Genomic DNA, 22,825 nt, shown 5'->3' on the forward strand with positions numbered 1-22,825 from the left:
CCTCAGTCGGTCTCGTAACGGGCCAGGCGCCTGCGCAGGGCGAGATTCTCGCCCTGCGCGACTTCGAGGGCCTTGCGGAGCCTCGCCACCTCCTCACGGTGAGTCTGCTGCTGCCGCGCGAGGCGGGCACTCAGTGCCCTCACCGCGGCCGAGGTCGAAGAGTCGCCCGTCGGATCTGCGGGCGCTGCCGGAACGGGCCCCCCTTTGGCACGGTGTCGCTCGATCCGGGTACGCAGTTCCGGGCTCCGGTAGAGAAAGTCGGTACTCACTCCGGCCTGGCGGGCCACTGCGGTGAAGCTGACGGGCTTGCCCGCCTTGACCAGTTCGGTGAGGGCGGTGCGGGCCCGCTTCTCGGCTTCCTGGGTGCGGGCGCGGGTGGCCTGGCGGAGGTGCTCGGGCATGGGCGTCATGTCGGCTCCTGTTGCTGGGCAGTGGATGACGGCTCAGGGCGGTCGGCCGTGCCTGCGCCGCGAACCGCCCGGAGGTGGCCGTCCTCGTGGACGCTGACCTGGTCCAGGGCGACGAGGACCTTCGTCAGGGCGCTGGTTTCGGCGAGGCGGCCGGCGAGCCAGATGTTGTCCTCGCTCATCGGCTCGCCGTGGCGGGCGGTGAACTGCGCCTGGCGGCGGTCGATCAGTGCTTCGGTCTGGGCGAGCTGATGCTGGAGTTCGTCGCGGTGGCTGGCGTCGGTGACGAACTTGTCGCAGGTCAGGCAGGCGTTTCCCTTGGAGCAGACCTGTCTGGGCGGGAGCATGCACCAGCCGTTGGGCAGTACGCGGTCGGCGCGCTGGTCGAGGTGGAGGAGGTCGTAGAGGTCGCTCGGGTCCACCTCGGCGGTCCGGCCGTCGGCCGTGACCTTCTTGTAGCGGAGGAATTCGCGCTCGGCCGTCATTGCCAGGGTCTTGGCGTAGTGCATGGTCATGGCCGGGGTGACGTGTCCCAGGTAGCGCATGACGACGTGGATCGGGACCCCGGCGTTGATCAGGTCGGTCGCCCGTGTGTGCCGGAAGGTGTGGGTTTTGGAGATCTTGACGGGGCGGCCGACGCTGTCGGTGATCGCCAGGATCTTGGTCAGCGCGCCGAGTCGGCTGTGGAAGGTCGCCGAGGCGTAGGGCCTCTTGCCGAGCCGGTTGTTCTTGGTCTGCAGGAAGAGGTAGCGCGGGTCCGTTCCCGCCGGGGCACCCTGGGCGGTGATGAACTCGCGGGCCCATTCCTGCTGGCGGCGGATGATGTCGACGATCTCCTGGTCGACCGGGATCGTCGGCGGATCGCCACCGGTGATCTTCGTCTGCTGGTAGGCGAGCCGGGCCACGAAACCGTCCGGCTCCTTCCCCGGCTGCGGGCCTGTCGTCAGGAGTGGCAATAGCGGTTCGAAGTCCATCATCAGGACCTCGTTCATGCGTCGGCCTGTCCTAATCAGCAGCATGAGCGCGTGGAAGGCCTGCCGGTCTTCGAGTCCGCCTTCGGCCTTGGGGGCCGCGAGCACTCCGGAACCTGCGGCGATCTTGCTGATCACCTCGTCCTCCAGGGCCATGTCGTCCGGTGGCTGGTTGGTGAGGCGCGGCTTGTCCTCCAGACGGAACAGCACGGTGTGCTGGAGGCCGAGCCTGGTCCATCGCGCGTCGCCGAGTACGGAGGCGGCCTCGGCACTGTTGTCGTACATCCAGCGGTAGAACGCCTCGATGGTCACCAGCGGGCCCCTGCGGCTGTTCTTCGCGAGCCTGCCGCCCCTGTTCGGCCCGGTCATCGCGGTGTGATTGTTGAGCGAGTCCACGAATCCGCGCAGCCATGGCCGCAGCTTCTCGGGCGAGTCCACCAGTTGAGGCCCAGCACACCCTGCCTGATCGATGTACCACTGGAACCACTTCAGGTGGTCCAGCCGGCTCTTCACCGACGACCACACGTAACGCTCCGTCGAAAGCTGCACCGACAGCCACCATTTCGCGGCCTCGCGGAACCAGTCCGTGGTCAGCTGGCTGAAGTTGGCGACCGCACGACCGTGGGGTTCGTGTTCCCTCTGGGGGATGCGCCGGTCCAAGGCCGGGTTCCAGACGTTCAGACGCCACCATTCGCCGTCGTGATAGGCGTGGGCGAGACGGTCCTGGAGATGCTTCAAGCCGTTCTCGACCCACGTCGGCAGGTAGGCGTTGACCGAGGCGTTCGTGCGCATCAACGCGCCGCGGACCTCTCGCCCCCACTCCCCGTGTGTCAGGGCCATGAGCGAGATTGCTGCTCGCGCGGCCGGGCTGCCGTGCTCGACCGCAAGGAGGAGTCCGCGCCGCAGCTCTCCCATCCGTGTGGTGTTGATGCCGTATCCGTCGGCGACCTGCTGGTGCACGCACCACGCCAGCTCCCACAGCATGGGCTCAGGCAACCCCCGCAGGCTCAGCGACTGAGTGAACCAGCCGCGCTTCTTGTCGATCGTCCGCTTGCTGAACGCGTGGAGGTAGTCCGTGGGCATGTTGGTCGAGTCAAAGTGGTCCTGCCGGTGCTCCTCCGGCAGGCTGTCCCACAGCCGTCTCGCCTTCTCCTCGCTGAAGAGCCGGGCCACGGACAGGCGCGGATCGCGTTTGTCCTGCCGCTTGCGTTCCGGAGTGCGTGGTGCCGGAACCGTCGCTGCGTCGGCTACGGCATGGACGGTCGGCTCAGCCTTCATGGCGGCTCCCCCAGGCTTGCGTGATCCTCTGCCAGTCCGCGCACGCGCGCAGCTCGGCGTCCTCGGTCACGTGGGCGTACGTGTTGATCGTGGTCTGGACGTCCGCGTGGCCGAGTCGCCGGCTGACCACGTGCATCGGCACGCCGGACAGCAGCAGGGCCGTGGCGTGGGTGTGCCGGTACCAGTGCGGGGTCATGCCGGGCGGCAGACCGGGGACGTGCTGCTTCCGCGCGGCCAGGTGCTTGTAGACGCTCTCCGCCCGCAGCGGCGCGAACCGGCGTCCGCGGTGCAGGTTGCAGAAGATGTACGCGTCGTCCCAGTCGTCCAGCTCGACATCGGCGCCGGCCTCGCACAGGGCCCAGACCCAGTCGCCGTACAGGCGGTCCAAGGCGGAGCCGATGAAGACGCGGCGGTAGCCACTCTTGGCCCGCAGGCCGTGCGGGTGGTCCTCACGATGGACGACCTCGACCTGCGCGGTCGTACCCGTACCGGTCTTCCAGTCGCGGTGCCGCAGACCGAGGGCCTCGCCGAGCCGCAGCCCGGTCTCCTCCAGCAGGGTCCACAGCAAGCGGTACCGCAGCTCGCCCGACCAGACCGCGCCCGCCGCGTCCCAGGATGCTTCCACTTCACGGAGCGCTGACATCTGGTCGGGCAGCAGCACCGGCGCCGGTTTCGCCCGTACACGGATCTTGACGACGCTCGAACGGCGTCCGGTCCTGCGCGCCACGTGCTCGAGGAACGGCAGGTAGCTTCCCGGCCGGGCCTTCACCGTCTCGTACAGCCGTCCCGCGACCTCGACCCCGCGAGCTGCGTGATAGCGGTAGAAGCCCATGACCGCGCGGGCCCGGCTCGCCACGGTCGCGTCGGCCGCCTTCGCGCCCTCGTGGAGCGGCACCACGTCCCCAGCCACGCTCCCGCGACGCAACTGCCCGGCAAAGGTGCCGAGTTCAGTGACTCCGATCGCGTCCCACGCCTGCGCTCGACGCTCCAGAAACGTCCACCACAGGGCGAGACCTCGCGCGTAGCTCTTGAGGGTGTTGGGCGAGCAGTCCCTCGATCTCAGGTACTCCAGGTACTGCTCGACCGGCTCCGCGACACGGTAGTCCTCACCGATGACCGTCCACGTCACGCCTTCCCCCGTGACCACCCGCTGCGTACGTGCCACCGCCACCCCATCTGTCATCGCTGTCAGCGGCACCTTGCCGCTGTACCGGATAACGCACCGCTCACAGAGAAGACACGGCCCACCACACCACGTCACAGACGTCAGCGACACCAAAAACAAGGTACGGATAACACCTCGTCCCGCTCGCCGAGGCCTGGGACTCCGGCGCCGGCTCCTGGACCACCTCGCGGCGCCAGGCCTTCGCCAACGACCTGACCCGCCCGCAGCTCCTCGCCGTCACGGACAACGTCAACCAGGCCAAGGGCGACCAGGACCCGGCCACCTGGATGCCGTCGCGCACCGCCTACCGCTGCACCTACGTCCGCGCCTGGGTCCAGGTGAAGTACTACTACGGCCTGTCGGTCGACTCCGCCGAGAAGTCCGCCCTGCAGAACCACCTCGCGAGCTGCTGAGCCGCATCGCCGGGCGCGCACATCTCGCCGACGGCCTCCGTCGCTGCGTACCGTACGGAGCGACGGAGGAAGGGGTCACCATGGCCGGACTGCGGCTCGGACCACTGCTGAGGTACGTCGACGGCTCGTCCGCCACCCTCTGGGTCGAGACCGCCGACCCGGGCGCCGTGGAGGTGCGCTGCGCGGACGGGACCGGCGGGACGGCCGGCACCTTCCGGATCGCGGGCCACCACTACGCGCTCGTCCACGTCACCGGTCTCACGCCGGGGACGGCCACCCCGTACGAGGTCTTCCTGGACGGCACCCGGGTGTGGCCGCCGGCCGAGGACCCCTTCCCCTCGCTCCCGCCGTCCGTCATCCCCACCCCGGGCCCGGACGGCCGCACGCGCGTCTCGTTCGGCTCCTGCCGCTGGGCGTCCCCGCCCACCGGGGAGCCCGACCCGGTCGGCCCCGACGCCCTGGACGCCCTGGCGAAACGCATCGCCGCCGACCCGGACGGCGCGCGGCCCGACGTCCTGCTGCTCCTCGGCGACCAGGTGTACGCCGACGAGACCTCCGACGCCACGCGCGAGTGGCTCGCCGCCCGCCGGGACCTGGACGACCCCCCGGGCAGTCAGGTGGCGGACTACGAGGAGTACACCCGCCTCTACTACGAGTCCTGGCTCGACCCGCAGGTGCGCTGGCTGCTGTCCACCGTGCCCACCTGCATGATCTTCGACGACCACGACGTGATCGACGACTGGAACACCTCCGCCTCCTGGGTCGCCGACATGCGGGAGACCTCGTGGTGGCGGGAGCGGATCCTCAGCGGCCTGATGTCGTACTGGGTGTACCAGCACCTGGGCAACCTCTCCCCCGCCGAGGTCGAGGCCGACCCGCTGTACGCGTCCGTCCGGGCGGCCGACGACGGCACCGAGGCACTGCGCGCCTTCGCCTCCCGGGCCGAGGAGGACGCGACCGCCGTGCGCTGGAGCTACCGGCGCGACTTCGGCCGGGTGCGCCTGGTGATGGTGGACAGCCGCGCGGCCCGCGTCCTGGAGGAGGGCCGGCGCTCCATGCTCGACCGGACCGAGGCCGACTGGCTGCGCGCACAGGTCCTCGACGGGCGCGGCTCCTACGACCACCTGCTCATCGGCACGTCCCTGCCCTGGCTGCTGCCCCACCTGGTGCACGACATCGAGGCGTGGAGCTCCGTGCTGTGCCGGGGCGACAAGGGCGTCCGCTGGGCGCGGCTCGGGGAGGAACTGCGGCGCGCGGCGGACCTGGAGCACTGGGCGGCCTTCCCGGAGTCGTTCGTCGAACTGGCGGAGCTGATCGCCGAGGCCGGTACGGGGCCGGAGGCGCCGGCGACGGTGTGCGTGCTCTCCGGGGACGTCCACCACGCCTATGTCGCCGAGCCGAGCTGGCCGGGCGGCGCCGGGCCGGACTCCCGGGTGGTGCAGCTGACCTGCTCGCCCGTCCACAACTCCATTCCGCTGTCGATGAAGCTCGGCTTCCGCTTCGGCTGGAGCGGTGCCGCCCGGTTCCTCGGCCGCGCGTTCGCGCGGCACGGCCGGCTCCGCCCGCCGCCGGTCACCTGGCGCAGGACGGGCGGACCCTGGTTCGGCAACCAGCTGATGACGCTGACGACGCAGGGGCGCTCGGCGGTGCTGCGGCTGGAGGACGCACAGGAGGAGGCGGCCGGGACGCGGCTCAGGAGCGTGGCGGAGACCCGGCTGAGCCGGTGAACCGGAACCTGTGGGCCCGCTGTGCGGTGGGGTGCGGATTCGGTCACGTGGTGGGGCCTGACCGTGAGGGCGGGCAGCGCCGTGACCGGCGGGAGCAGGCGTCGGAGCGACCAAGCGGAGGCGGATTCATGGCCAAATGTTGAACTTGCAAGTATCTGTGGGGGACACCTAACGTGGGTGGTCGACTCGGTTCCGCCCCCGGTCCGGCCCCACCCGGGGACCGGCCTGACCGAAGGAGACCCCCCACATGACCGGACGCCTCAACAGCGCCCAGCCATACGTCCTGGGCATGTTCCGCATCGTCGTCGGACTGCTCTTCGCCTGCCACGGCGCCGTTTCCCTGCTCGGCCTGCTCGGCGGCGTGGACGGCAACGGCGGCACCGCCGAGACCGGCGCCTGGCCCGGCTGGTACGCGGGCCTGATCGAACTCGTCGGCGGCACCCTGGTCCTGCTCGGCCTCGGCACCCGCGCCGCCGCGTTCGTCTCGTCCGGCGCGATGGCCTACGCGTACTTCAAGGTCCACCAGCCCCAGGCGCTGTGGCCGATAGAGAACAACGGCGAGGGCGCGGCCCTGTACTGCTGGGCCATGTTCCTGCTGGTGTTCACCGGCTCCGGAGCCTTCGGCCTGGACCGCCTGTTCACCAGGCACGCGTCGGCGGACGGCGAACGGCGGACGGAGCGGACCCCGGTGGCGGCCTGACCGTCCTGGCCCGCCGGACCCGCACGGGTGCCCTCCCCGCACGTCGGGGGGAGGGCACCCTTCCCCTTGTGCGGGGAAGTGAAGGAGAACGCGGGGTGCCGGGCGCGCGAACCCCTCGTGACCCTTCTGTCACTCACCGGGCGTACGCTGTACCGCTGTCACCGGCCACTCCTGCCACCCCTGCCGCTCCCCCGCGTCAGCGCGGCACGGCGCGGCCCACGGGGGAGCCACGGGGAGTTCGGGTGGAGAGTGTGGGGTCGCTGATCGGCAGCCCGTGGATCTACGCGGTGGTGGCCCTCTCGGTCCTGCTCGACGTGTTCCTCCCGGTCCTGCCCAGCGGGGTACTGGTGATCACCGCGGCCACGGCGGCGGCCGCGGGCACGGCGACCGACGCGCCCGACATCCTGGTGCTGACGCTGTGCGCCGCCACCGCCTCCGTCCTGGGCGACCTGGTGGCCTACCGCCTCGCCTGGCGCGGCGGCGCCCGGCTGGACCGGGCCATAGCCCGGTCACGGCGGCTCAAGAGCGCGCAGGAACGTCTCGGTGCGGCGCTCGCCCGGGGCGGCGGCGCCCTGGTCGTCCTCGCCCGCTTCGCCCCGGCCGGGCGCGCGGTGGTCTCCCTCGGCGCCGGAGCCGCGCGCCACCGCGCCCGCGACTTCCTCCCCTGGTCCGCCCTGGCGGGGCTGTCCTGGGCCGCGTACAGCGTGGCCCTCGGCTACTTCGGCGCCCACTGGCTGGGCGCGACCTGGCTGGCCACGGCGGTGTCGGTGGGCGCGCTGTTCGCGGCGGGGGCGGGGGCGGGATACCTGATGCGCCGGCGCCCGCACCCTTCGGAGGCCTCGTAGGCCCCGCGGGCTCCAGGACTCCGCGCGGAGCCCGGGAGAGCCGGGGCGATCGCGCCGGGCGGGGGGTGCCGCGCAGCCCGACGTCCACGGGGGCACGGCACCCACCCGTGCCGCCCCGGGGATGCCTACCAGGCCTTCACGGCACCGGGGGAGACACGGACTGCCCGTGGCCATGGCGTCCGGGGACGCCGTCCCCCGCCCGCCGCGCCGTGCCCCCGCGCACCTCCAGCCCGTCCAGCAACTCGGCCGTCGCCGAGGCGATCGCCTCCACCGCCCGGTCGAACACCTCGCGGTTGTGGGCGGCCGGTGCGCGGAAGCCGGACACCTTCCTCACGTACTGCAGGGCGGCGGCCCGGATTTCCTCCTCCGTGGCCTCCTCGGGCTGTACGGGCGGACGCAGGGTCTTGATGCTCCGGCACATGCTTTCAGTCTGACGCGCCCCCTCCACAACTCGCCACCCAAAATCGAACAGGCGTATCATCGGGGCGTGGCTGCGACCTATGACTTTCCGAGTGACCTCCTCGCCGGTCAGGAGGAACTGCAGCAGGTCCGGGCCGAGTTGTCCGCCCTGCTGAAGCGGCTCCCCTGGTCGGTCGAACCCCTCGACGGGTTCAGCGACGACCACGGCTGGCGCAAGGTCGAGCGCCCCGCCTCGCCCGGCTGGACCGCCGACGAGCAGGCCGAGGTGGAGAAGCTCCGGCAACGGGAGCACGAGCTCGCGGTGTTCGTCAGCACCCACCGCCACTGGGCCGAACTCACCGGCGCCGACCGCGTGCACGCCCGCTCCCGGCTGAAACACACCCACGAGGACACGGAGGGGCCCGCGTAGGACGGGCGGCGCGGGACGGCACGACGGCACAGGGCCCCCGGAGCGACTCCGGAGGCCCTGTGTCCTGTGTGGGCGCGGACGGTTTCGAACCGCCGACATCCTGCTTGTAAGGCAGGCGCTCTACCCCTGAGCTACGCACCCGGGACCCGGGACGTGCGCCCAGGTCGAGTCGACAGCCTACATGGCCGGGGGCACGGACCGGCAAACGCCCGCCGGGGCGCCGGGGGATATCCCCACCCCGGATCCGCCGGCCGCCCGGATCCCCCGGCGGGCCCCCGGTCCGTACGGTCGAAGAGCGCCCGGAGACCGCCCGGGAGCGCCGCCGTCCGTCCCAGGGGGAGACCGTCATGACCCGCACGACCCGTACCGCCCGCCCCTTCGGCCCCGCTTTTGGCGTCCGTGCCGCGTGGACACGCGCCCTCGCCCTCGCCGGGGCCACCACGGTGATCGTCGCGGGCGTGAGCGCCTGCGGGGCGTCGGCCGCCGACGACGACGATCCCGACCACCGGTCCTTCGACCTGCCCGGCAGGACCCTCACCGTCGACTCCGACGAGTCCGCCCTCGAGATCGTCGCCTCGGACGAGAACGACCCGGGCACGATCGAGGTCACCCGGTGGTTCCGGGGCACCGTCGCCATCGGCTCGGACCCGGAGGTCACCTGGTCCATGGACGGCGACCGGCTGGTGCTGCGGGAGAAGTGCTCGGGGGTCGTCGCGATCTGCTCCACCAGGCACCGCGTCGAGGTGCCCCGCGGGGTCTCCGTGAAGGTCGAGGAGGAGGACGGCAGCGTGCGGGCGCGGGGCTTCCGCGACGCGCTGAGCATCCGCACGACGGACGGTTCGATCCACGTCACGGACTCCACCGGACCGCTGGAGCTGCGCACCGGTGACGGGTCCGTGCGCGCGGAGGTCTCCTCCCGTACGGTGCGCACCCACAGCGGGGACGGCCCGGTCCGCCTCGAACTGGCCGCCGTGCCCGACCTGGTGGACTCCCGCAGCGGCGACGGCTCCCTGACGATCGACCTGCCGCGGGCCTCCTACCGCGTGGACACCGGGACCGGCGACGGCGCCGAGGACGTGTCCGTGCCCCGCGACGACTCCAGCCCCCACGTGGTGACCGCGCGCACCGGCGACGGCGAACTCACCGTCCGCACGGCGAACTGACCGGCCCGTGTCTTCGTCCTCCACCGGTGGGAGAATGACATCGGGCCGGGCGAACGACAGTACGGGAGAGGGATGTGACGGCGACACCAGCGCAGCCGTACTCGCCGTCGGAGCCGCGCGTGCCCCGCACGCGTCGTGCCGTACCCCCTCTTTCCCTCCCGCCGGGTGTCCGCCGGGCTCCCGGCGCGCTGCGGGACGCGCTCGTCCTCGTGGGGCTGCCGCTGGTCGCGGTGCTGGCGCTGCCCGCCGCGTTCGCCGGGGGCGGGACCCGGCGCTGGTTCGGCGGGCGGGCGGAGAACCAGCGGGCCGAGGCGCAGGCCGCCAAGGACGCGGCGGCGGCCGCCTTCTACGAACTCGACACCGCCCAGCGCGACCTGCGGATCTCCATCGAGACGATCACCGCCGTCGACGCCTCCCCCGCCGCCCGCCGCGCCGTCGCCGACTTCGAGGCGCTCGGCCGGCGCATCGACGAGGCCAGCCACCGCTACATCAGCGCCGTCGACGCCCATGACCTGGACCGCGACGATCTGGAGGCCTCGGCCGCCGCCCAGGCCCGCGACCGGCTGACCGCCGCCAAGGACGAACTCGGCCGGGTCAAGCAGGAGCTGGACCGGTTCGCCGACGGGCTCGGCTCCCTCCTCGGCAAGGCCGAGACCCGGCTCGCCCGGCTCGCGCCCGCCGTCGAACGCGCCCGGCAGGCGCTGCTCGCCGCCTCGAACGCCCTCGACACCGCACGCGGATCGGGTCTGAAGGCCGACGACCTCGCCGCCCGGCTCGCCGCGCTCTCCCCGGAACTGACCAAGCTGAACCAGGGCGCGGGGCAGCACGGCGTGCCCCAGACCCTGGAGCGGGCCGAACGGGTCACGCGCGAGGCCGAGGCGGTCCGCGTCGAAGCCGAACGGCTGCCGGAACGGGCCGCCGAGATCGACCACCGGCTGGTCTCCCTGCGCACCCGCGCCCAGGCCCTCACCACCCGCTCCGAACAGGTCGAACCGGTCCTCAGCGAACTGCGCCGGCGCTTCACCGCCGCCTGCTGGCAGGACCTGCAGCACGTCCCCGACGTGGCCACCGAGAACGTGGGCCGGGCGGAGGCGAGACTCGCCGAGGCCCGGACGGCCCGCGAGGAGCAGCGCTGGGCGGACGCGACCGCCCTGCTGTCGACCGCGCGGGCGCTGCTGAACACGACCGACGAGGCGGTGTCGGCCGCCGGTGACCGGCTGCGGCGGCTGAACGCCGTGCAGAAGGACCCCGGGCAGGAGATCGAGCGCACCCGCTTCACCATCCGGGACGCCCAGCGTCTGGCCATGGCCGGCCGCAACACCCCCGACCCGCGCCACGCCCGCCCCCTGGACGACGCCGTGGCCCGTCTGGAACGGGCCGCCGCCGGACTGGAGGGCCGCCACCCCGACTACTGGCACTTCCTGACGGAGACGGAGGAGGTACGGGCGACGGTGGGCCGTGTGGTGGCCCTGATCCGGGAGGAACGCGGCGGCGCCGCCCCCTGACCGGCACGGGCCGAGCCGGTTAACCTGTGCCCATGCCTCGCTACGAATACCGCTGCCGGACCTGCGGCGACACCTTCGAACTGAGCCGCCCCATGGCGGAGTCCTCCGCGCCCGCGGCCTGCCCGGCGGGTCACGACGACACGGTCAAGCTCCTCTCCACGGTCGCGGTGGGCGGCACCGCCTCCGCCGCGGCCCCCGCTCCGTCCGCGGGTGGCGGCGGTGGCGGCTGCTGCGGGGGCGGCTGCTGCGGCTGACCTCCGCCAAAGGACACGGCACCGGACGTCAGCCGCACCTCGGCTGCCGAGGTGGCGCAGCACCGCCGGCACCCTGCGCGAACAGCCCTCACCCCCCGTCGGTCCGGGCTTGTCGAAGATCGCTTCGGTGTGTTCCTCCACCGCGCTCCGCGAGATGTGCAGCCGCCGCGCGATGGCGGCGTCGGTGCGCCCTTGCGCCGTCCGGGCCGGCCAAGGCGGTGCGGAGCAGCTCGACGACGGCCGCGGCGGCGCCCCGCATCGGCCCCACCGCGCCACGCGCCGCACCATGTCTCGCAGGGTCGTGAGGCCGGCCGTGCGCGGCACGGGGGCGCACCGCGGAAAACCGCAGTCGCGGCCGCGGAGCACCGCAGCGGGTCGTGCGGCTTTCCTCAGCGTTCCTTCAGCTCCGGTTCTCTAGCGTGGCAGGCATGACAGCCATCGCAGCGCACACGATCACGGCGGCCGGGGACGGCGGTGCCGGACCGCAGTGGGTCAACGACCTCATGGACGCCCTGGGCGCCCCCGGGGCCGGCCTCGCCATCGCGCTGGAGAACCTCTTCCCTCCCATACCCAGTGAGGTGATCCTGCCCTTGGCGGGGTTCGCCGCGAGCAGTGGGCGGATGAGCCTGCTCGCCGTGCTGCTGTGGACCACCGCCGGCTCGGTGATCGGCGCGCTCGCGCTGTACGGGGTGGGCGCGCTGCTCGGCCGGGACCGGACGGTGGCGATAGCGGAGCGGCTGCCGCTGGTGAAGGTCGCGGACATCGAGAGGACGGAGGCGTGGTTCCTGCGGCACGGGCCGAAGGCGGTGTTCTTCGGCCGGATGATCCCGCTCTTCCGCAGTCTCATATCGGTGCCGGCCGGCGTGGAGCGCATGCGGCTGCCGCTGTTCCTGGGGCTGACCACGCTGGGCAGCGCGATCTGGAACACCGCGTTCGTGCTCGCGGGGTACGCGCTGGGGGACAACTGGGAGCAGGTGTCGACCGTCGTCTCGGCGTACTCGAAGGTGGTCCTCGGCGTGGCCGCGCTGGCCCTGGTGGCGTTCGTGGTCCTGCGTCTGCTGCGCTCGGGGGACGGCCGCCGGCGGCGGGACGGGCGGGCGGGCGCGGGAGACCCGCACCCGCCGCGCTCCGGGGACGCTCACGGCGCCGGATACGACTCCGCCGACACGATGGTCCTGCGCCACCGACGCTGACGCCCCGGCCGCACGGCCGCGGAGCCGTGCGGCCTCACCGGGGCGAGCGCACCGCCTGCAGGAACTCGCGCAGGATGCGCTCGCCGGCCAGGACGCCCCGCTCGGGGAGCGCCCTGATCGCGGGGGCCGTCCAGTCGGCGTCGGCGAGTTCGCCGTGCCCCGGGCGCCAGCCCCGGTCCACGGCGAGGAGCAGGTCGGCGTCGAGGAGGGAGTCGCCGGCGGCGAGGGTGAGATCGGCGCCGGTGCGGCGGGCCACCTCGTCCATGGCCGCGCTCTTGGTGAGGGGCCCCGGCACGGCGTAGATCTTGCGGCCCTGGAGGGACACCGTCCAGCCGCGGTTCTCCGCCCACTCCCCGAGTTCCTTCACCCACTCCTCGCGCAGCAGTTCCCGCTCGACGACGAGGTAGGCGAAGAGGTCATCGGCGACCCGGTGCTTGCGCACCCAGACCGGGTCGGCGGTCCGCAGCAGATGGTCCTGCACCTCGGACAGCGGGGCGCACTCGTCGGCGAGGCGGGCGAGCACCCGGGCGTGCCAGTCCCGGTCGGACACGCCGTCGACGAGGAGGTGTCCGCCGTTGGCGCAGATCGCGTAGGTCGGCGGCGGGCCGGGGAGGTTGATGCGCTGGTACTGCTTGCGGGTGCGGGTCGTGGTGGGGACGAACACGGCTTCGTCGCCGAGGTCGGCGAGGAGCCGGGCCGCCGTCTCCGTCATGTAGGAGAGGGGCTTGCTCTCGTGGACCTCCACGCACAGCAGCCGGGGCGCCCGTGCGTCCGGCATGGTCAGGGCGAGGGCGGCGGCGGAGTAGATGAGCGTGCGGTCGAGGTCGCTGGCGACGACGACGGTCATCAGCGGGTCACCGCCCTGCCGTCGGCGCCGGTGGCGCCACGGGTGTAGCGGGGGTGGATCAGTCCGACGCAGGTGTAGGGGAGTCCGTCGACCTCTTCGACGGGGACGCCCCGTTGCCGCGCGAGGAGGCGTACGTGGTCGAGGTCGCTGCCGGCTCCGGCCCGGGCGAGCACCTTCCAGGGCACCCGGCGCAGCAGCACCCGGGTGGTCTCGCCGACGCCGGGCTTGACGAGGTTCACGTCGTGGATGCCGTACTCCTCGCTGATGCGTTCGACCGCCGCCCAGCCCTCCCAGCTGGGGGTGCGGTCGGTGGAGAGGAGTTCCTCGGCCTGGGCGCAGGCGGCGTCGGCGACCTCCGGGAAGCGGGCGGACACGGCGTCCAGGAAGGCCGTCGAGAGGTCCGCGCCGGCGAGTTCGCGGTAGAACTTGGCGCCGTGGAAGTCGTCCGGGCCGACCAGGTCGGCGCGGAGCACGGTGCGTGAGATCAGGCCGGACACCGTGGAGTTGAGGCAGGCGGAGGGGATCAGGTAGTCCTCGCGGGTGCCGTAGGTGCGGACGCAGGAGCCGGGGTCGGCCAGGACCGCGATCTCCGGGTCGAAGCCGGTGACGCCCTCGGTCTTCTCGAACTCCTCGACGGCCCGGGCGAGTTCGCGGGTGATGGCGCCCTTGCCGGTCCAGCCGTCGACGAAGACCACGTCCCGGGGGTCGTGGTGGGCGGCCAGCCAGCGCAGCGCGTTGGCGTCGATGCCCCGGCCGCGGACGATCGACACCGCGTAGTGGGGCAGGTCGAGCCGGCGGCGGTGGTGCGCCCAGCGGCGCATCAGGATGCCCACGGGAGTGCCCGCGCGGGCCAGGGAGACGAGCACCGGGCGGGGGGACCGCTCGGCGAGCACGGTCTCGGTGACCACGCCCACCGCGTGGGCCAGGCGGGCCGCCGACTCGTTCAGGGCCGCGTGGAACAGCTCCTGGTACTGCTCGCTCGGCTGGTACTCCACCGGCAGCGACTCCGCGTAGTGGGCGCCGCCGCTCTGGACGGCCTCCTCGCGCTCCTCGGTCGGCGCCTCCAGCGTCACGTCCGAGAGGTCCTGGAGCAGCCAGCCGACCTCCTCGGGCGCGTACGAGGAGAAGGCGGGGCCTCTGAGGGGCTCGGGCAGCATGGTGGCGGGCCTTTCGGGGGCGTCCGGTCGGGCGTCCTGGGGGGCGGTGTCCTGCGGTGCGGGCACGTACGACGGTACGACCGCGAGGAGGACCCGCGGGGTGTGTGCGGCGAGCCGGGCGAGCAGGCCGTCGGGCGCGTGCAGTGCGGGGGTGTCGGCGACCGAGTCGACGACGGCGACGACGGCGTCGAAGCCGCCGCCGGCGACGTTGTAGGCGTAGCGCTCGCCGGGGCCGTCGGCGGGGTCGTCGTGGGCGGGGAAGACCAGGCGGGTGCGTATCGCGTAGCCGGGGTCGTCGACGGCGAGGACGGGTGAGCGGGTGGTGGTGGAGAAGCGCACGTCGGCGCGGACGGTCCGCTCCAGCTCGCCCGCCAGGCGCAGCGGGGTGTACATCAGCTCCTCGAAGCCGAGGACGAGGACGCGGCGCGCGTCGTCGGGGAGCTCGGCCGCGAGGCGGGCCGCCATGTCCGGGAGCGCGGATTCGAGGCGGGCCCGGTGCGCGGGGGTGAAGCCGTGGCGGCCCCCGTCGGGGAGGCCGTCCGGCCAGCGCAGGTCCACGCGTGCGACGCGCCCGTCGCATGGGCGCGGGCCGTCCCGGTCCGGCCGCGCCCGTGCGGCGGCCGCGGAGTCCTCCACGTCCCGCGCCCCCGAGGGGGACGTCCGGGCGTCGGTTCCGAAGCCGGCCGCGGCCTCCCTCTCCAGGGGCGCGGGGAACCGGGCGGCCGCGGCCGCCCGGCCACCGTCCGTGGCGCTCTCGTACCGCGCCACCAGCTCCTGCCCCTTCGCCAGGACGCCGTCCGGCAGCCGCACCGTGCCCGACGCGGTCGTCACCAGGTCGATCCGCGCCCCGATCTCACGGGCGAACCCGTCCAGACGGCCGGCGTCCGCGGGCGACCGCATGTCGACGAGGGCGACCACGACGTACCGGCCCCGCGGGTACCGCGCGTGAAGGTCCCGAACGGTGTTCAGCACCGTGTTCCCCGTCGAGAACTCGTCGTCGACCAGGACCAGCGGACCGTCCCCGGCCAGCAGCCGCGGATCCTCCGGGAGCAGCAGGTGGGACGTGGCGTGGGAGTGGGACTCCTCGAATCCCCCGGCGGTGGCCGTGCCCGCGACCGGGCGGCGCGTGGAGTGCAGATACGGGGCGGGGCCCAGACCGTCGGCGACGGAATGGCCGAGCCCGGTCGCGGTCTCGGCGTAGCCGAGGACCACCGCGTCCTTGGCCGCGTCACCCAGCAGCTCGCGCACCCGGCGGCCGAGTGCGACGCCGTGGCCGTGCACGACGGACGGCGCCTGGGGGACGTGCTTGCCGAGGACGTTGGACACCAGTAGGTGGGCCCGCTTGGGGTTGCGGCGCAGCGCCAGCCCCAGCAGCCCGGGCAGGCTCTCGTCCCCGGCCAGCTCGACGCCGAGCCGCTCCGTGACCCAGCTGCCGGACCACATGTCCCCGCCTGCCGGGTCCCCGTGACGCGCCGGGCGGCGCATCCCCTCGTTCACAGCCTTCTCCGTTCCGGTCACTCGGCCAGGCCCGCCGCGAGCAGTTCCACGAAGCCGATGTCCTCGTTGGCGACACCGAAGGCCTCGGCGCGCAGCAGGGTCCGCTCGGCCCAGGCGCGGTGCGGTTTCACCTCGTTCATCTTGTTCGTGTAGGCCGACCTGAGGACACCCCCGCCGCCGCGTTCCGGCCGGAGGATGTCCTGGGCGTCGCTGAACTCCTCGTGGCTGACGACGGACAGCGCGTGCACGGGGAGGACGTGCGAGGGGTGGATGCAGGTCTTGCCCAGCAGGCCGTTGGCCCGGTCGAGGGAGATCTCGCGCAGCAGGCCGTCCATGGCGTGCTCGATGAGTTTCTCGCGCAGGGCGACCGCCTTCACCTCGTGGAAGGGGCTCTGCCGCAGGAGGGGCTTGAACATGCGTTCCTGGACCCGGAAGTACTCCCAGACCGGCCCCGTCACGGTGAATCCCGTGCCGTCGGCCCGGGCCAGCATGTTCACCACGTCGGAGATCACGGAGGCGACGACCTGGATGTCGTACGCCGTCATGTCGGGGCCCCTGCGCAGCCCGTAGGAGGAGCAGAAGTCGGTCACGCCGAGGCGCAGCGCGAGCACGCGGTCGCGGTACTTGTCGACGGCGCGGAAGATGCCTTCGAGGGTCTCCACGCGGGACTCGCGGTAGAGCAGCTCGGGCGACTCCAGCACCGGCATGGCGAACAGCCGGCGCCCGCTCCCGGCCTCGGCGGTGGCCAGCGCCTCCAGGAACGGCAGGCCGCGTTCCGCGGTGAACTTCGGCAGGACGAATCCGGACAGCAGCGAGACGGCGGGGCCGAGGCGCCGGGCGAGGTCGGGGATCTGCTCGGGGGCGCGGACCCGGATGAACAGCAGCGGCAGATCCGCGCCGGGCCGCCCGGCCAGGTCCGCGAACTGCCGCACGAGGTTCTCCTCGCCCGCGGTCACGTCGGCGTCGTCGATGGAGTCCTCCAGGCACAGCACCATGGAGACCACACCGCGTCCGCCCTGTTTGACGACGTCGTCGGCGAGCCGGGGCCGGGTCGCGGGGCTGTAGAGCGTGGCGCCGAGGACCGCGGAGAGCAGCCGGGCCGGGGAATCCGGCGTGAACTCGACGGGCTCCCGATGGAAGAGACGTTTCCGCACCGCAGGGGTGATCTGACCGAAATGACGCATGGAACTCCCCCGTGGCCTCTCTGGAATCTCGGGAATGTCGGAAGGTGGCCGGTAATAGTACGTAGGGATCCATGTCGACGGTTCCGGCGGGGCATGAACTTCAGGTAACCCGGCCGTGTCGACACCAACCCCCCGCGTTGTCGTGACCAGGACGGAGAAGGCAGGATGACCGTATGACGCACGCGATGCTCAAGGGGTCGAACGTCCCTCTCGAGGCCACCACCGTACGCGCCGTGCTGCGCTGGTCGCCCGGGCAGGGGGTGCCGGACGTCGACGCCTCCGCGCTGCTCCTCGGCCCCGACGGCCGTGTGCGCTCCGACGAGGACTTCGTGTTCTACAACCAGCCACGGCATCCTGCCGGGCAGGTGTGGCGGCTCGGCAAGAAGCGCGTCGCCGAGAGCCTGACCGACACGATCCAGGCGGACCTCACCGGTGTCGAGTCCGGTGTCGGCCGGATCCTGCTCGTCGCGTCGGCGGACGGCGTCACCTTCGACCGCGTACGGGACCTGCGCATCCTGCTCTACGACGCGCAGGCCGCCGACGGGGACGCGCTGGCGTACTTCGACATCAAGCCGGAGACCGGTCAGGAGACCGCACTGATCTGCGGTGAGCTGTACCGGCGCGGGGAGGGCTGGAAGTTCCGGGCTCTCGGCGAGGGCTATTCGAACGGTCTGGAGGGCCTGGCGACCGACTTCGGCATCTCGGTGGACGAGTCGGAGGCGGCGCAGCAGCCCGATCCCTCCGACGTCACCCAGCAGCCGCCGCCGACGGCGCACGTGCCGGCCTCCGACCGCACCTCCTCCGAGGCCCTCACACAACCGCAGGCCCCGCTCGTCCCGCCGGCGCCCGAGGTGTCCCGGCCGCTGCCGCCCGAGCAGCCGGCGGGGGTGCCCGCGCAGCCCGCGTACGGCTATCCGCCGCAGCAGCCCGCGGCCACGCAGCCGGCCTACGGCTATCCGCAGCCGGCCGGCCGGCCCGCCTACGGCTATCCGCCGGCGCCCGCCGCGGGGGCGCCGGCCGGGCACGGCTTCCCGCCGCCGCCGGCCGCCTCCTCCCCCGACCCGGACTTCCGGCTTCCGCCGCAGGGGCCGCAGTTCATCGGGCGTTAGCGGACCGGCGCCCGCGCGGTCAAGGGCTCCTCATCGACCGGCCTTCGTCTTGAAGCCCCTCCCCCACTGGAGCCCCCATCCGTACAGCCGGTCCAGCTCCGCCTGGAACCCGTACACGAACTTCACCTCGCGGCGGACGAGGATCTCGCCCTTGACGTTCTCGATCATCACCACGGCGCAGGAGCGGGCCTGGGGGTGGCGTTCGTCGAGGCCGATCTCGATCCGCGGGCCGTTGCCGGGGTAGAGCGTGACCATGGCGTGCGTCCGGTCGAACGCGGGCGTCTGGTCGTAGATGTAGGCGAAGACCAGCAGGCGCTTGATGTGCTCGCGGTGGTCCAGGTTGACGTACATGGTCTCGCCCGAGCCCGACCCGAACCGGTCGTCACCGCTGAGTTTGACGTACGGCGCGGCGTTGACGTCGCCGAGGAGGCCGCCGAGGGGCTGGACCACACCCTTGGTGCCGTCCTGGAGCTCGTACAGACAGCCGAGGTCGAGGTCGACGTTGACCATGGACTGGCTGTGGCCGACCACCTCCGGCGGCTTGAGCGCCTTGAAGGGGTGGCGCAGCAGGCTCTCCCGCTGGGAGCCGCCGAAGTCGGAGGTCCGCATCCGCCAGCTGAGGTTGATCCGCAGATGGCCGGTGGCCGCCCCCTGTTTGGTCAGGGACACCTGACCGTGCCGTTTGGTCAGCTCGATGGCGTTGCTGGCCGCGCTGCCCGAGTCGAAGGCGCTCTCACGGCCGCGCCACAGTCCGTCCAGGAAACCCATTCCCGCCCCAAGTCCAGTCGCCGAACCCCGCTCGGGCCGCCGGGAGTCCCGGACGGCCGACGGGGCGGCTCCGAGGAGTGGTCCTCGGTGGCCGCCCCGTCGAGAGCGTTCCTCATCCGGAAGGCCGTCACACCCCGGAGGGGACCTCGGTCCTGTCGCCGGCGTCCCCCTCGGCCGCGGCGAGCCGCTTGTTGCGGCGCACGGAGGACCAGAAGGAGGCGCCGATCAGGACGACGCCGATGAGGCCGGTGACGATCTCGTTGATCTCGTACTGGATGGTGACGAGCAGGATCAGCGCCAGGGCGCCGATGGCGTAGTGCGCGCCGTGCTCCAGGTAGACGTAGTCGTCCAGGGTGCCCTGGCGGACCAGGTAGACCGTGAGCGAACGGACGTACATGGCGCCGATGCCCAGGCCCAGCGCCATCAGGACGATGTCGTTGGTGATGGCGAAGGCGCCGATCACGCCGTCGAAGGAGAAGGAGGCGTCCAGCACCTCCAGGTAGAGGAACATGAAGAACGCGGCCTTGCCGGCCAGCGCGACCGCCGAGCGCGGCTTGCCCTCGCGCGCGGCCTGCTCCTCGGCCTCGTGCTCGTGTTCCTCCTCCTCTTCGAGCTTGTCCTCGAAGTAGCCGGACAGACCGCCCACGATCATGTAGGTGATCAGGCCGGCGATGCCGGCGAGCAGCACGGTGGAGGACTTGTCGACGTGCGCGCCGCCGTGCTGGTGGGCCTGGGTGGCGAAGGTGAGCGCGGAGACCAGCAGGATGATCAGGGCGATGCAGACCGACAGCATGTCGATCTTGCCGAGCTTGGCCAGCGGGCGCTCCAGCCAGGCCAGCCACTTGATGTCGCGGTCCTCGAAGATGAAGTCCAGGAAGATCATCAGCAGGAACATGCCACCGAACGCGGCGATCGCCGGGTGGGCGTCGGTGACCAGTTCCTGGTAGCGGTCCTTGTCGCTGAGCGCCAGGTCGACCGCCTCGATCGGGCCGAGCTGCGCGCTGACGGCGACGATCACGACGGGGAAGACCAGCCGCATGCCGAAGACGGCGATCAGGATGCCGATGGTGAGGAAGATCTTCTGCCAGAAGGCGTTCATCTTCTTCAGGATCCCGGCGTTGACCACCGCGTTGTCGAAGGACAGCGAGATCTCGAGGATCGAGAGGATCGCCACGATTCCGAAGGCGGTCCACCCCCCGAAGAGGATCGCTGCGACCAGGCCGAGCGCGGTGACCGCGAACGACCAGCCGAAGGTTTTCAGAACCACTGGCTACCCCAGGTGTGTTAACGGGTATCCCCCGCTGCCGTGATCGGCTTTACGAAACGTTGACTCCGAAGTCTAGAGCGATGCCCCGCAATCCCGACGCGTACCCCTGCCCCACCGCACGGAACTTCCATTCGCCCTGGTAACGGTAGAGCTCACCGAAGATCATCGCGGTTTCGGTGGACGCGTCCTCGCTCAGGTCGTAACGGGCGAGTTCCTGGCCGTCCGCCTGGTTCACCACGCGGATGAAGGCATTGCTGACCTGGCCGAAGGTCTGGCCGCGCTCATCGGCCATATGAATGGAGACCGGAAAGACGATCTTGTCGCACTGGGCCGGCACCTTGGAGAGGTCGACCAGCAGGGACTCGTCGTCCCCCTCGCCCTCACCGGTGAGGTTGTCGCCGGTGTGCTCCACCGAGCCGTCCGGGCTCGTGAGCTGGTTGTAGAAGACGAACCACTCGTCCCCCATGACCCGGCCGCCGCTGCACATCAGCGCGCTGGCGTCGAGGTCGAAGTCGGCTCCGGTGGTGGAGCGCGCGTCCCAGCCGAGCCCGATCATGACCTGCGTGAGGTTCGGTGCGGCCTTGGACAGGGAGACGTTTCCCCCTTTGGCAAGCGTGACGCCCATGATGCTGGTCCCCCTCCGGGTGATGTTTCTCAAGGTGGTCCTGCACGTCCGGCGCCGCACGTAAACCGTGCGGCGCCGGGCGGTGTGGCCGCGGAAGGCGGCCGGGCTCGGGCGTGGCCGCCCGGGGCGTGTCCGTCTCAGACGTTCACACCGAAGTCCTGCGCGATGCCGCGCAGGCCCGAGGCGTAGCCCTGGCCGATGGCGCGGAACTTCCACTCCGCGCCGTGCCGGTACAGCTCACCGAAGACCATGGCGGTCTCGGTGGAGGCGTCCTCGCTCAGGTCGTAGCGGGCGATCTCGGCCTCGCCTGCCTGGTTGACGACGCGGATGAACGCGTTGCGCACCTGGCCGAAGGACTGCTGGCGGTTCTCGGCGTCGTAGATGGAGACCGGAAAGACGATCTTCTCGACGTCGGCGGGGACCGTGGCGAGGTTGATCTTGATCTGCTCGTCGTCGCCCTCGCCCTCACCGGTGAGGTTGTCACCGGTGTGCTCCACCGAGCCGTCCGGGCTCTTCAGGTTGTTGAAGAAGATGAAGTGCGCGTCGCTGGCGACCTTGCCGCTGCTGTTCAGCAGCAGCGCGCTGGCGTCGAGGTCGAAGTCGGTACCGGTCGTGGTGCGGATGTCCCACCCCAGACCGACGATGACCGCGGTCAGGCCCGGCGCCTCCTTGGTCAGCGATACGTTGCCGCCCTTGCTGAGGCTGACTCCCACGAGTCCTCCATTGGTGTCCTGGGGCGGGGCGCCCCGTCGTGCGTCGGATGTCGGATCAACGAATCGATCCTAGTGACGGGTTCCCGGTCGCCGCAGGCCAGGCGACCGAGGAATCACAGGGTGTCGAGCGCCTTGACGTACTCGTTCAGGTCACGGGCGTCCGGCAGGGCGTTGACGACGGTCCAGCGCACGACGCCCTCCTTGTCGATGATGAACGTCCCGCGCACGGCGCACCCCTTTTCCTCGTCGAGGACGCCGTACGCGCGCGAGACGTCGCCGTGCGGCCAGAAGTCGCTGAGCAGGGGGTACTCCAGGCCCTCCTGCTCGGCGAAGACGCGCAGGGTGTGGATGGAGTCGTTGGAGACGGCGAGCACCTGGGTGTCGCGGTCGGAGAACTGCGGCAGCCGGTCGCGGACCTCGCACAGCTCGCCGGTGCACACGCCGGTGAAGGCGAACGGGTAGAAGATCACCACCACGTTCTTCCGGCCGCGGAAGTCGGACAGCCTCACGGTCGCCCCGTGGTTGTCCTTGAGTTCGAATGCGGGGGCCTTGTCGCCGACCTGGATCGTCATCGTCCTGTTCGTCCCTTCGGGGTGGTTCGCTCCGACCACCCTACGCAGGGAGCACGGCAGGCCGACGGACGGGCCGACGCGTGACGCGACCGGCCCGTCCGGGGTGGTTCACCGCTTGGACTTGGCCGCCTTGGGCGTCGCCAGCCGGCTGCCGCTCCAGTCCTTGCCCACACTGACGCTCTTGGCCGCCGTCAGGCCCGCCGTGGTGGCGGCCTCCGAGATGTCGCTCGGCTCCACATAGCCCGAACGGCCTGTCTTCGGCGTGAGGAGCAGGATCGCGCCGCCTTCTTCGATGTACGTGGTGGCATCCACCAGCGCATCCGTCAGGTCGCCGTCGTCGTCGCGGAACCACAGCACAACGGCGTCAGCCACGTCGTCGTAGTCCTCGTCGACGAGGTCGCTCTCGATGACGCCCTCGATGGCCTCGCGGAGCTCCTGGTCGACGTCGTCGTCGTAGCCGATCTCCTGGACCACCTGCCCGGGCTGGAACCCCAGCCTGGCGGCAGGGTTCGTCCGCTCCTCCGCGTGGTCCGCGGTCGCGCTCACGGGTTGCCTCCTGATCATGTCTTGGGAATAACTCAGCCACGCGCGTGCGCGAAGCATTGGCCGTAGTCCACACGGGCGGGACGGATCGCG

22 protein-coding genes, 1 tRNA gene and 2 pseudogenes are annotated in these 22,825 nt (G+C 71.8%); 10 read left to right on the forward strand and 15 right to left on the reverse strand.

What is annotated here, in order from left to right; translation table 11 throughout:
* Positions 1-2: 2 nt before the first annotated feature.
* From ADK41_RS23550 to ADK41_RS23560, 3 genes are read right to left on the reverse strand one after another with little or no spacing between them, the layout of a single operon-like run.
* Positions 3-410, reverse strand: coding sequence for a DUF6262 family protein (locus ADK41_RS23550; RefSeq protein WP_037803053.1), 408 nt, complete (start codon positions 408-410; stop codon positions 3-5).
* Entirely contained in the window at positions 407-2,656 is a 2,250-nt protein-coding gene (locus ADK41_RS23555; RefSeq protein WP_078661722.1) for a tyrosine-type recombinase/integrase, read from the reverse strand. Before ADK41_RS23555 ends, ADK41_RS23550 begins: the two co-directional genes overlap by 4 nt.
* Complete coding sequence (locus ADK41_RS23560) at positions 2,646-3,839, reverse strand: tyrosine-type recombinase/integrase (RefSeq protein ID WP_078661723.1); 1,194 nt, start codon at positions 3,837-3,839, stop codon at positions 2,646-2,648. The genes ADK41_RS23555 and ADK41_RS23560 overlap by 11 nt, the downstream gene beginning before the upstream one ends.
* Positions 3,840-3,952: 113 nt before the next feature.
* On the opposite strand from ADK41_RS23560, the pseudogene ADK41_RS23565 reads away from it, so the two are divergent.
* From ADK41_RS23565 to ADK41_RS23580, 4 genes and pseudogenes are all read left to right on the forward strand, one after another.
* Positions 3,953-4,234 (forward strand): annotated as a pseudogene (locus ADK41_RS23565) (HNH endonuclease family protein); the annotation flags it as partial.
* A gap of 80 nt (positions 4,235-4,314) precedes the next feature.
* Entirely contained in the window at positions 4,315-5,961 is a 1,647-nt protein-coding gene (locus ADK41_RS23570; RefSeq protein WP_030817838.1) for an alkaline phosphatase D family protein, read from the forward strand.
* A gap of 247 nt (positions 5,962-6,208) precedes the next feature.
* The gene (locus ADK41_RS23575) at positions 6,209-6,661 is read left to right on the forward strand and encodes a DoxX family protein (RefSeq protein ID WP_030817841.1); all 453 of its coding nucleotides are present in this window, start codon (positions 6,209-6,211) and stop codon (positions 6,659-6,661) included.
* A 242-nt stretch (positions 6,662-6,903) separates the two neighbouring features.
* Entirely contained in the window at positions 6,904-7,506 is a 603-nt protein-coding gene (locus ADK41_RS23580) for a DedA family protein (RefSeq protein ID WP_030817843.1), read from the forward strand.
* Positions 7,507-7,642: 136 nt separating this feature from the next.
* Here the strand turns inward: ADK41_RS23580 and ADK41_RS23585 are convergent, their stop codons facing one another.
* Complete coding sequence (locus ADK41_RS23585; RefSeq protein ID WP_051842712.1) at positions 7,643-7,927, reverse strand: DUF2277 domain-containing protein; 285 nt, start codon at positions 7,925-7,927, stop codon at positions 7,643-7,645.
* Between the two features lie 66 nt (positions 7,928-7,993).
* On the opposite strand from ADK41_RS23585, the gene ADK41_RS23590 reads away from it, so the two are divergent.
* On the forward strand, positions 7,994-8,335 hold the full coding sequence (locus ADK41_RS23590; RefSeq protein WP_030817848.1) for a hypothetical protein: 342 nt from the start codon (positions 7,994-7,996) through the stop codon (positions 8,333-8,335).
* 69 nt (positions 8,336-8,404) lie between these two features.
* Here the strand turns inward: ADK41_RS23590 and ADK41_RS23595 are convergent.
* Positions 8,405-8,476, reverse strand: a tRNA-Val gene (locus ADK41_RS23595).
* Positions 8,477-8,682: 206 nt separating this feature from the next.
* Here ADK41_RS23595 and ADK41_RS23600 point away from each other — a divergent pair.
* From ADK41_RS23600 to ADK41_RS23610, 3 genes are all read left to right on the forward strand, one after another.
* Positions 8,683-9,498: a DUF4097 family beta strand repeat-containing protein gene (locus ADK41_RS23600; protein ID WP_030817850.1), complete on the forward strand. Its 816-nt coding sequence runs from the start codon at positions 8,683-8,685 to the stop codon at positions 9,496-9,498.
* A 74-nt stretch (positions 9,499-9,572) separates the two neighbouring features.
* Complete coding sequence (locus ADK41_RS23605) at positions 9,573-11,003, forward strand: hypothetical protein (protein WP_030817853.1); 1,431 nt, start codon at positions 9,573-9,575, stop codon at positions 11,001-11,003.
* A gap of 32 nt (positions 11,004-11,035) precedes the next feature.
* Positions 11,036-11,257 carry an FmdB family zinc ribbon protein gene (locus ADK41_RS23610; RefSeq protein ID WP_030817855.1) on the forward strand — a complete coding sequence of 74 codons (222 nt, stop codon included), beginning with the start codon at positions 11,036-11,038 and terminating at the stop codon, positions 11,255-11,257.
* 42 nt (positions 11,258-11,299) lie between these two features.
* Here ADK41_RS23610 and ADK41_RS43385 read toward each other — a convergent pair.
* A pseudogene (locus ADK41_RS43385) lies at positions 11,300-11,464 on the reverse strand (DNA-binding response regulator); the annotation flags it as partial.
* A 221-nt stretch (positions 11,465-11,685) separates the two neighbouring features.
* Here ADK41_RS43385 and ADK41_RS23615 point away from each other — a divergent pair.
* Positions 11,686-12,450, forward strand: coding sequence for a DedA family protein (locus ADK41_RS23615; RefSeq protein ID WP_051842714.1), 765 nt, complete (start codon positions 11,686-11,688; stop codon positions 12,448-12,450).
* 34 nt (positions 12,451-12,484) lie between these two features.
* Here ADK41_RS23615 and ADK41_RS23620 read toward each other — a convergent pair whose 3' ends face one another.
* From ADK41_RS23620 to ADK41_RS23630, 3 genes are read right to left on the reverse strand one after another with little or no spacing between them, the layout of a single operon-like run.
* Positions 12,485-13,297: a hypothetical protein gene (locus ADK41_RS23620; protein ID WP_030817859.1), complete on the reverse strand. Its 813-nt coding sequence runs from the start codon at positions 13,295-13,297 to the stop codon at positions 12,485-12,487.
* A complete protein-coding gene (locus ADK41_RS23625) occupies positions 13,297-15,939 on the reverse strand; it encodes a phosphoribosyltransferase (protein WP_063756456.1) in 2,643 nt (880 codons plus the stop codon). Before ADK41_RS23625 ends, ADK41_RS23620 begins: the two co-directional genes overlap by 1 nt.
* Before the next feature lie 29 nt (positions 15,940-15,968).
* A complete protein-coding gene (locus ADK41_RS23630) occupies positions 15,969-17,135 on the reverse strand; it encodes an HpcH/HpaI aldolase/citrate lyase family protein (RefSeq protein ID WP_030817863.1) in 1,167 nt (388 codons plus the stop codon).
* A 173-nt stretch (positions 17,136-17,308) separates the two neighbouring features.
* Here ADK41_RS23630 and ADK41_RS23635 point away from each other — a divergent pair, with 173 nt between their 5' ends.
* Positions 17,309-18,244, forward strand: a complete 936-nt coding sequence (locus tag ADK41_RS23635; RefSeq protein ID WP_030817865.1) for a TerD family protein — start codon at positions 17,309-17,311, stop codon at positions 18,242-18,244.
* A gap of 30 nt (positions 18,245-18,274) precedes the next feature.
* Here ADK41_RS23635 and ADK41_RS23640 read toward each other — a convergent pair whose 3' ends face one another.
* From ADK41_RS23640 to ADK41_RS23665, 6 genes are all read right to left on the reverse strand, one after another.
* Complete coding sequence (locus ADK41_RS23640) at positions 18,275-19,012, reverse strand: TerD family protein (RefSeq protein WP_030817868.1); 738 nt, start codon at positions 19,010-19,012, stop codon at positions 18,275-18,277.
* A 127-nt stretch (positions 19,013-19,139) separates the two neighbouring features.
* Positions 19,140-20,279: a DUF475 domain-containing protein gene (locus tag ADK41_RS23645; protein ID WP_030817871.1), complete on the reverse strand. Its 1,140-nt coding sequence runs from the start codon at positions 20,277-20,279 to the stop codon at positions 19,140-19,142.
* Between the two features lie 49 nt (positions 20,280-20,328).
* On the reverse strand, positions 20,329-20,904 hold the full coding sequence (locus ADK41_RS23650) for a TerD family protein (RefSeq protein ID WP_004931736.1): 576 nt from the start codon (positions 20,902-20,904) through the stop codon (positions 20,329-20,331).
* 137 nt (positions 20,905-21,041) lie between these two features.
* Entirely contained in the window at positions 21,042-21,617 is a 576-nt protein-coding gene (locus ADK41_RS23655; protein ID WP_030817874.1) for a calcium homeostasis/redox stress adaptation protein, read from the reverse strand.
* A 113-nt stretch (positions 21,618-21,730) separates the two neighbouring features.
* Complete coding sequence (locus ADK41_RS23660) at positions 21,731-22,189, reverse strand: peroxiredoxin (RefSeq protein WP_030817876.1); 459 nt, start codon at positions 22,187-22,189, stop codon at positions 21,731-21,733.
* Positions 22,190-22,297: 108 nt separating this feature from the next.
* Positions 22,298-22,735 (reverse strand): DUF3052 domain-containing protein, encoded by a 438-nt coding sequence (locus tag ADK41_RS23665; RefSeq protein WP_030218400.1) that lies wholly within the window; start codon positions 22,733-22,735, stop codon positions 22,298-22,300.
* Positions 22,736-22,825: the final 90 nt, after the last annotated feature.

It is taken from the genome of Streptomyces caelestis, from assembly GCF_001279005.1.
In the GTDB taxonomy this organism is placed as follows: domain Bacteria; phylum Actinomycetota; class Actinomycetes; order Streptomycetales; family Streptomycetaceae; genus Streptomyces; species Streptomyces heliomycini.

Excerpts from the sequence above, each read along its gene's own strand:
- ADK41_RS23550 (WP_037803053.1), bottom strand. The coding sequence starts at position 410 with ATGACGCCCATGCCCGAGCACCTCCGCCAGGCCACCCGCGCCCGCACC.
- ADK41_RS23555 (WP_078661722.1), bottom strand. The coding sequence starts at position 2,656 with ATGAAGGCTGAGCCGACCGTCCATGCCGTAGCCGACGCAGCGACGGTT.
- ADK41_RS23560 (WP_078661723.1), bottom strand. The coding sequence starts at position 3,839 with ATGACAGATGGGGTGGCGGTGGCACGTACGCAGCGGGTGGTCACGGGG.
- ADK41_RS23570 (WP_030817838.1), top strand. The coding sequence starts at position 4,315 with ATGGCCGGACTGCGGCTCGGACCACTGCTGAGGTACGTCGACGGCTCG.
- ADK41_RS23575 (WP_030817841.1), top strand. The coding sequence starts at position 6,209 with ATGACCGGACGCCTCAACAGCGCCCAGCCATACGTCCTGGGCATGTTC.
- ADK41_RS23585 (WP_051842712.1), bottom strand. The coding sequence starts at position 7,927 with ATGTGCCGGAGCATCAAGACCCTGCGTCCGCCCGTACAGCCCGAGGAG.
- ADK41_RS23600 (WP_030817850.1), top strand. The coding sequence starts at position 8,683 with ATGACCCGCACGACCCGTACCGCCCGCCCCTTCGGCCCCGCTTTTGGC.
- ADK41_RS23610 (WP_030817855.1), top strand. The coding sequence starts at position 11,036 with ATGCCTCGCTACGAATACCGCTGCCGGACCTGCGGCGACACCTTCGAA.
- ADK41_RS23615 (WP_051842714.1), top strand. The coding sequence starts at position 11,686 with ATGACAGCCATCGCAGCGCACACGATCACGGCGGCCGGGGACGGCGGT.
- ADK41_RS23620 (WP_030817859.1), bottom strand. The coding sequence starts at position 13,297 with ATGACCGTCGTCGTCGCCAGCGACCTCGACCGCACGCTCATCTACTCC.
- ADK41_RS23625 (WP_063756456.1), bottom strand. The coding sequence starts at position 15,939 with ATGCGCCGCCCGGCGCGTCACGGGGACCCGGCAGGCGGGGACATGTGG.
- ADK41_RS23630 (WP_030817863.1), bottom strand. The coding sequence starts at position 17,135 with ATGCGTCATTTCGGTCAGATCACCCCTGCGGTGCGGAAACGTCTCTTC.
- ADK41_RS23635 (WP_030817865.1), top strand. The coding sequence starts at position 17,309 with ATGACGCACGCGATGCTCAAGGGGTCGAACGTCCCTCTCGAGGCCACC.
- ADK41_RS23640 (WP_030817868.1), bottom strand. The coding sequence starts at position 19,012 with ATGGGTTTCCTGGACGGACTGTGGCGCGGCCGTGAGAGCGCCTTCGAC.
- ADK41_RS23650 (WP_004931736.1), bottom strand. The coding sequence starts at position 20,904 with ATGGGCGTCACGCTTGCCAAAGGGGGAAACGTCTCCCTGTCCAAGGCC.
- ADK41_RS23660 (WP_030817876.1), bottom strand. The coding sequence starts at position 22,189 with ATGACGATCCAGGTCGGCGACAAGGCCCCCGCATTCGAACTCAAGGAC.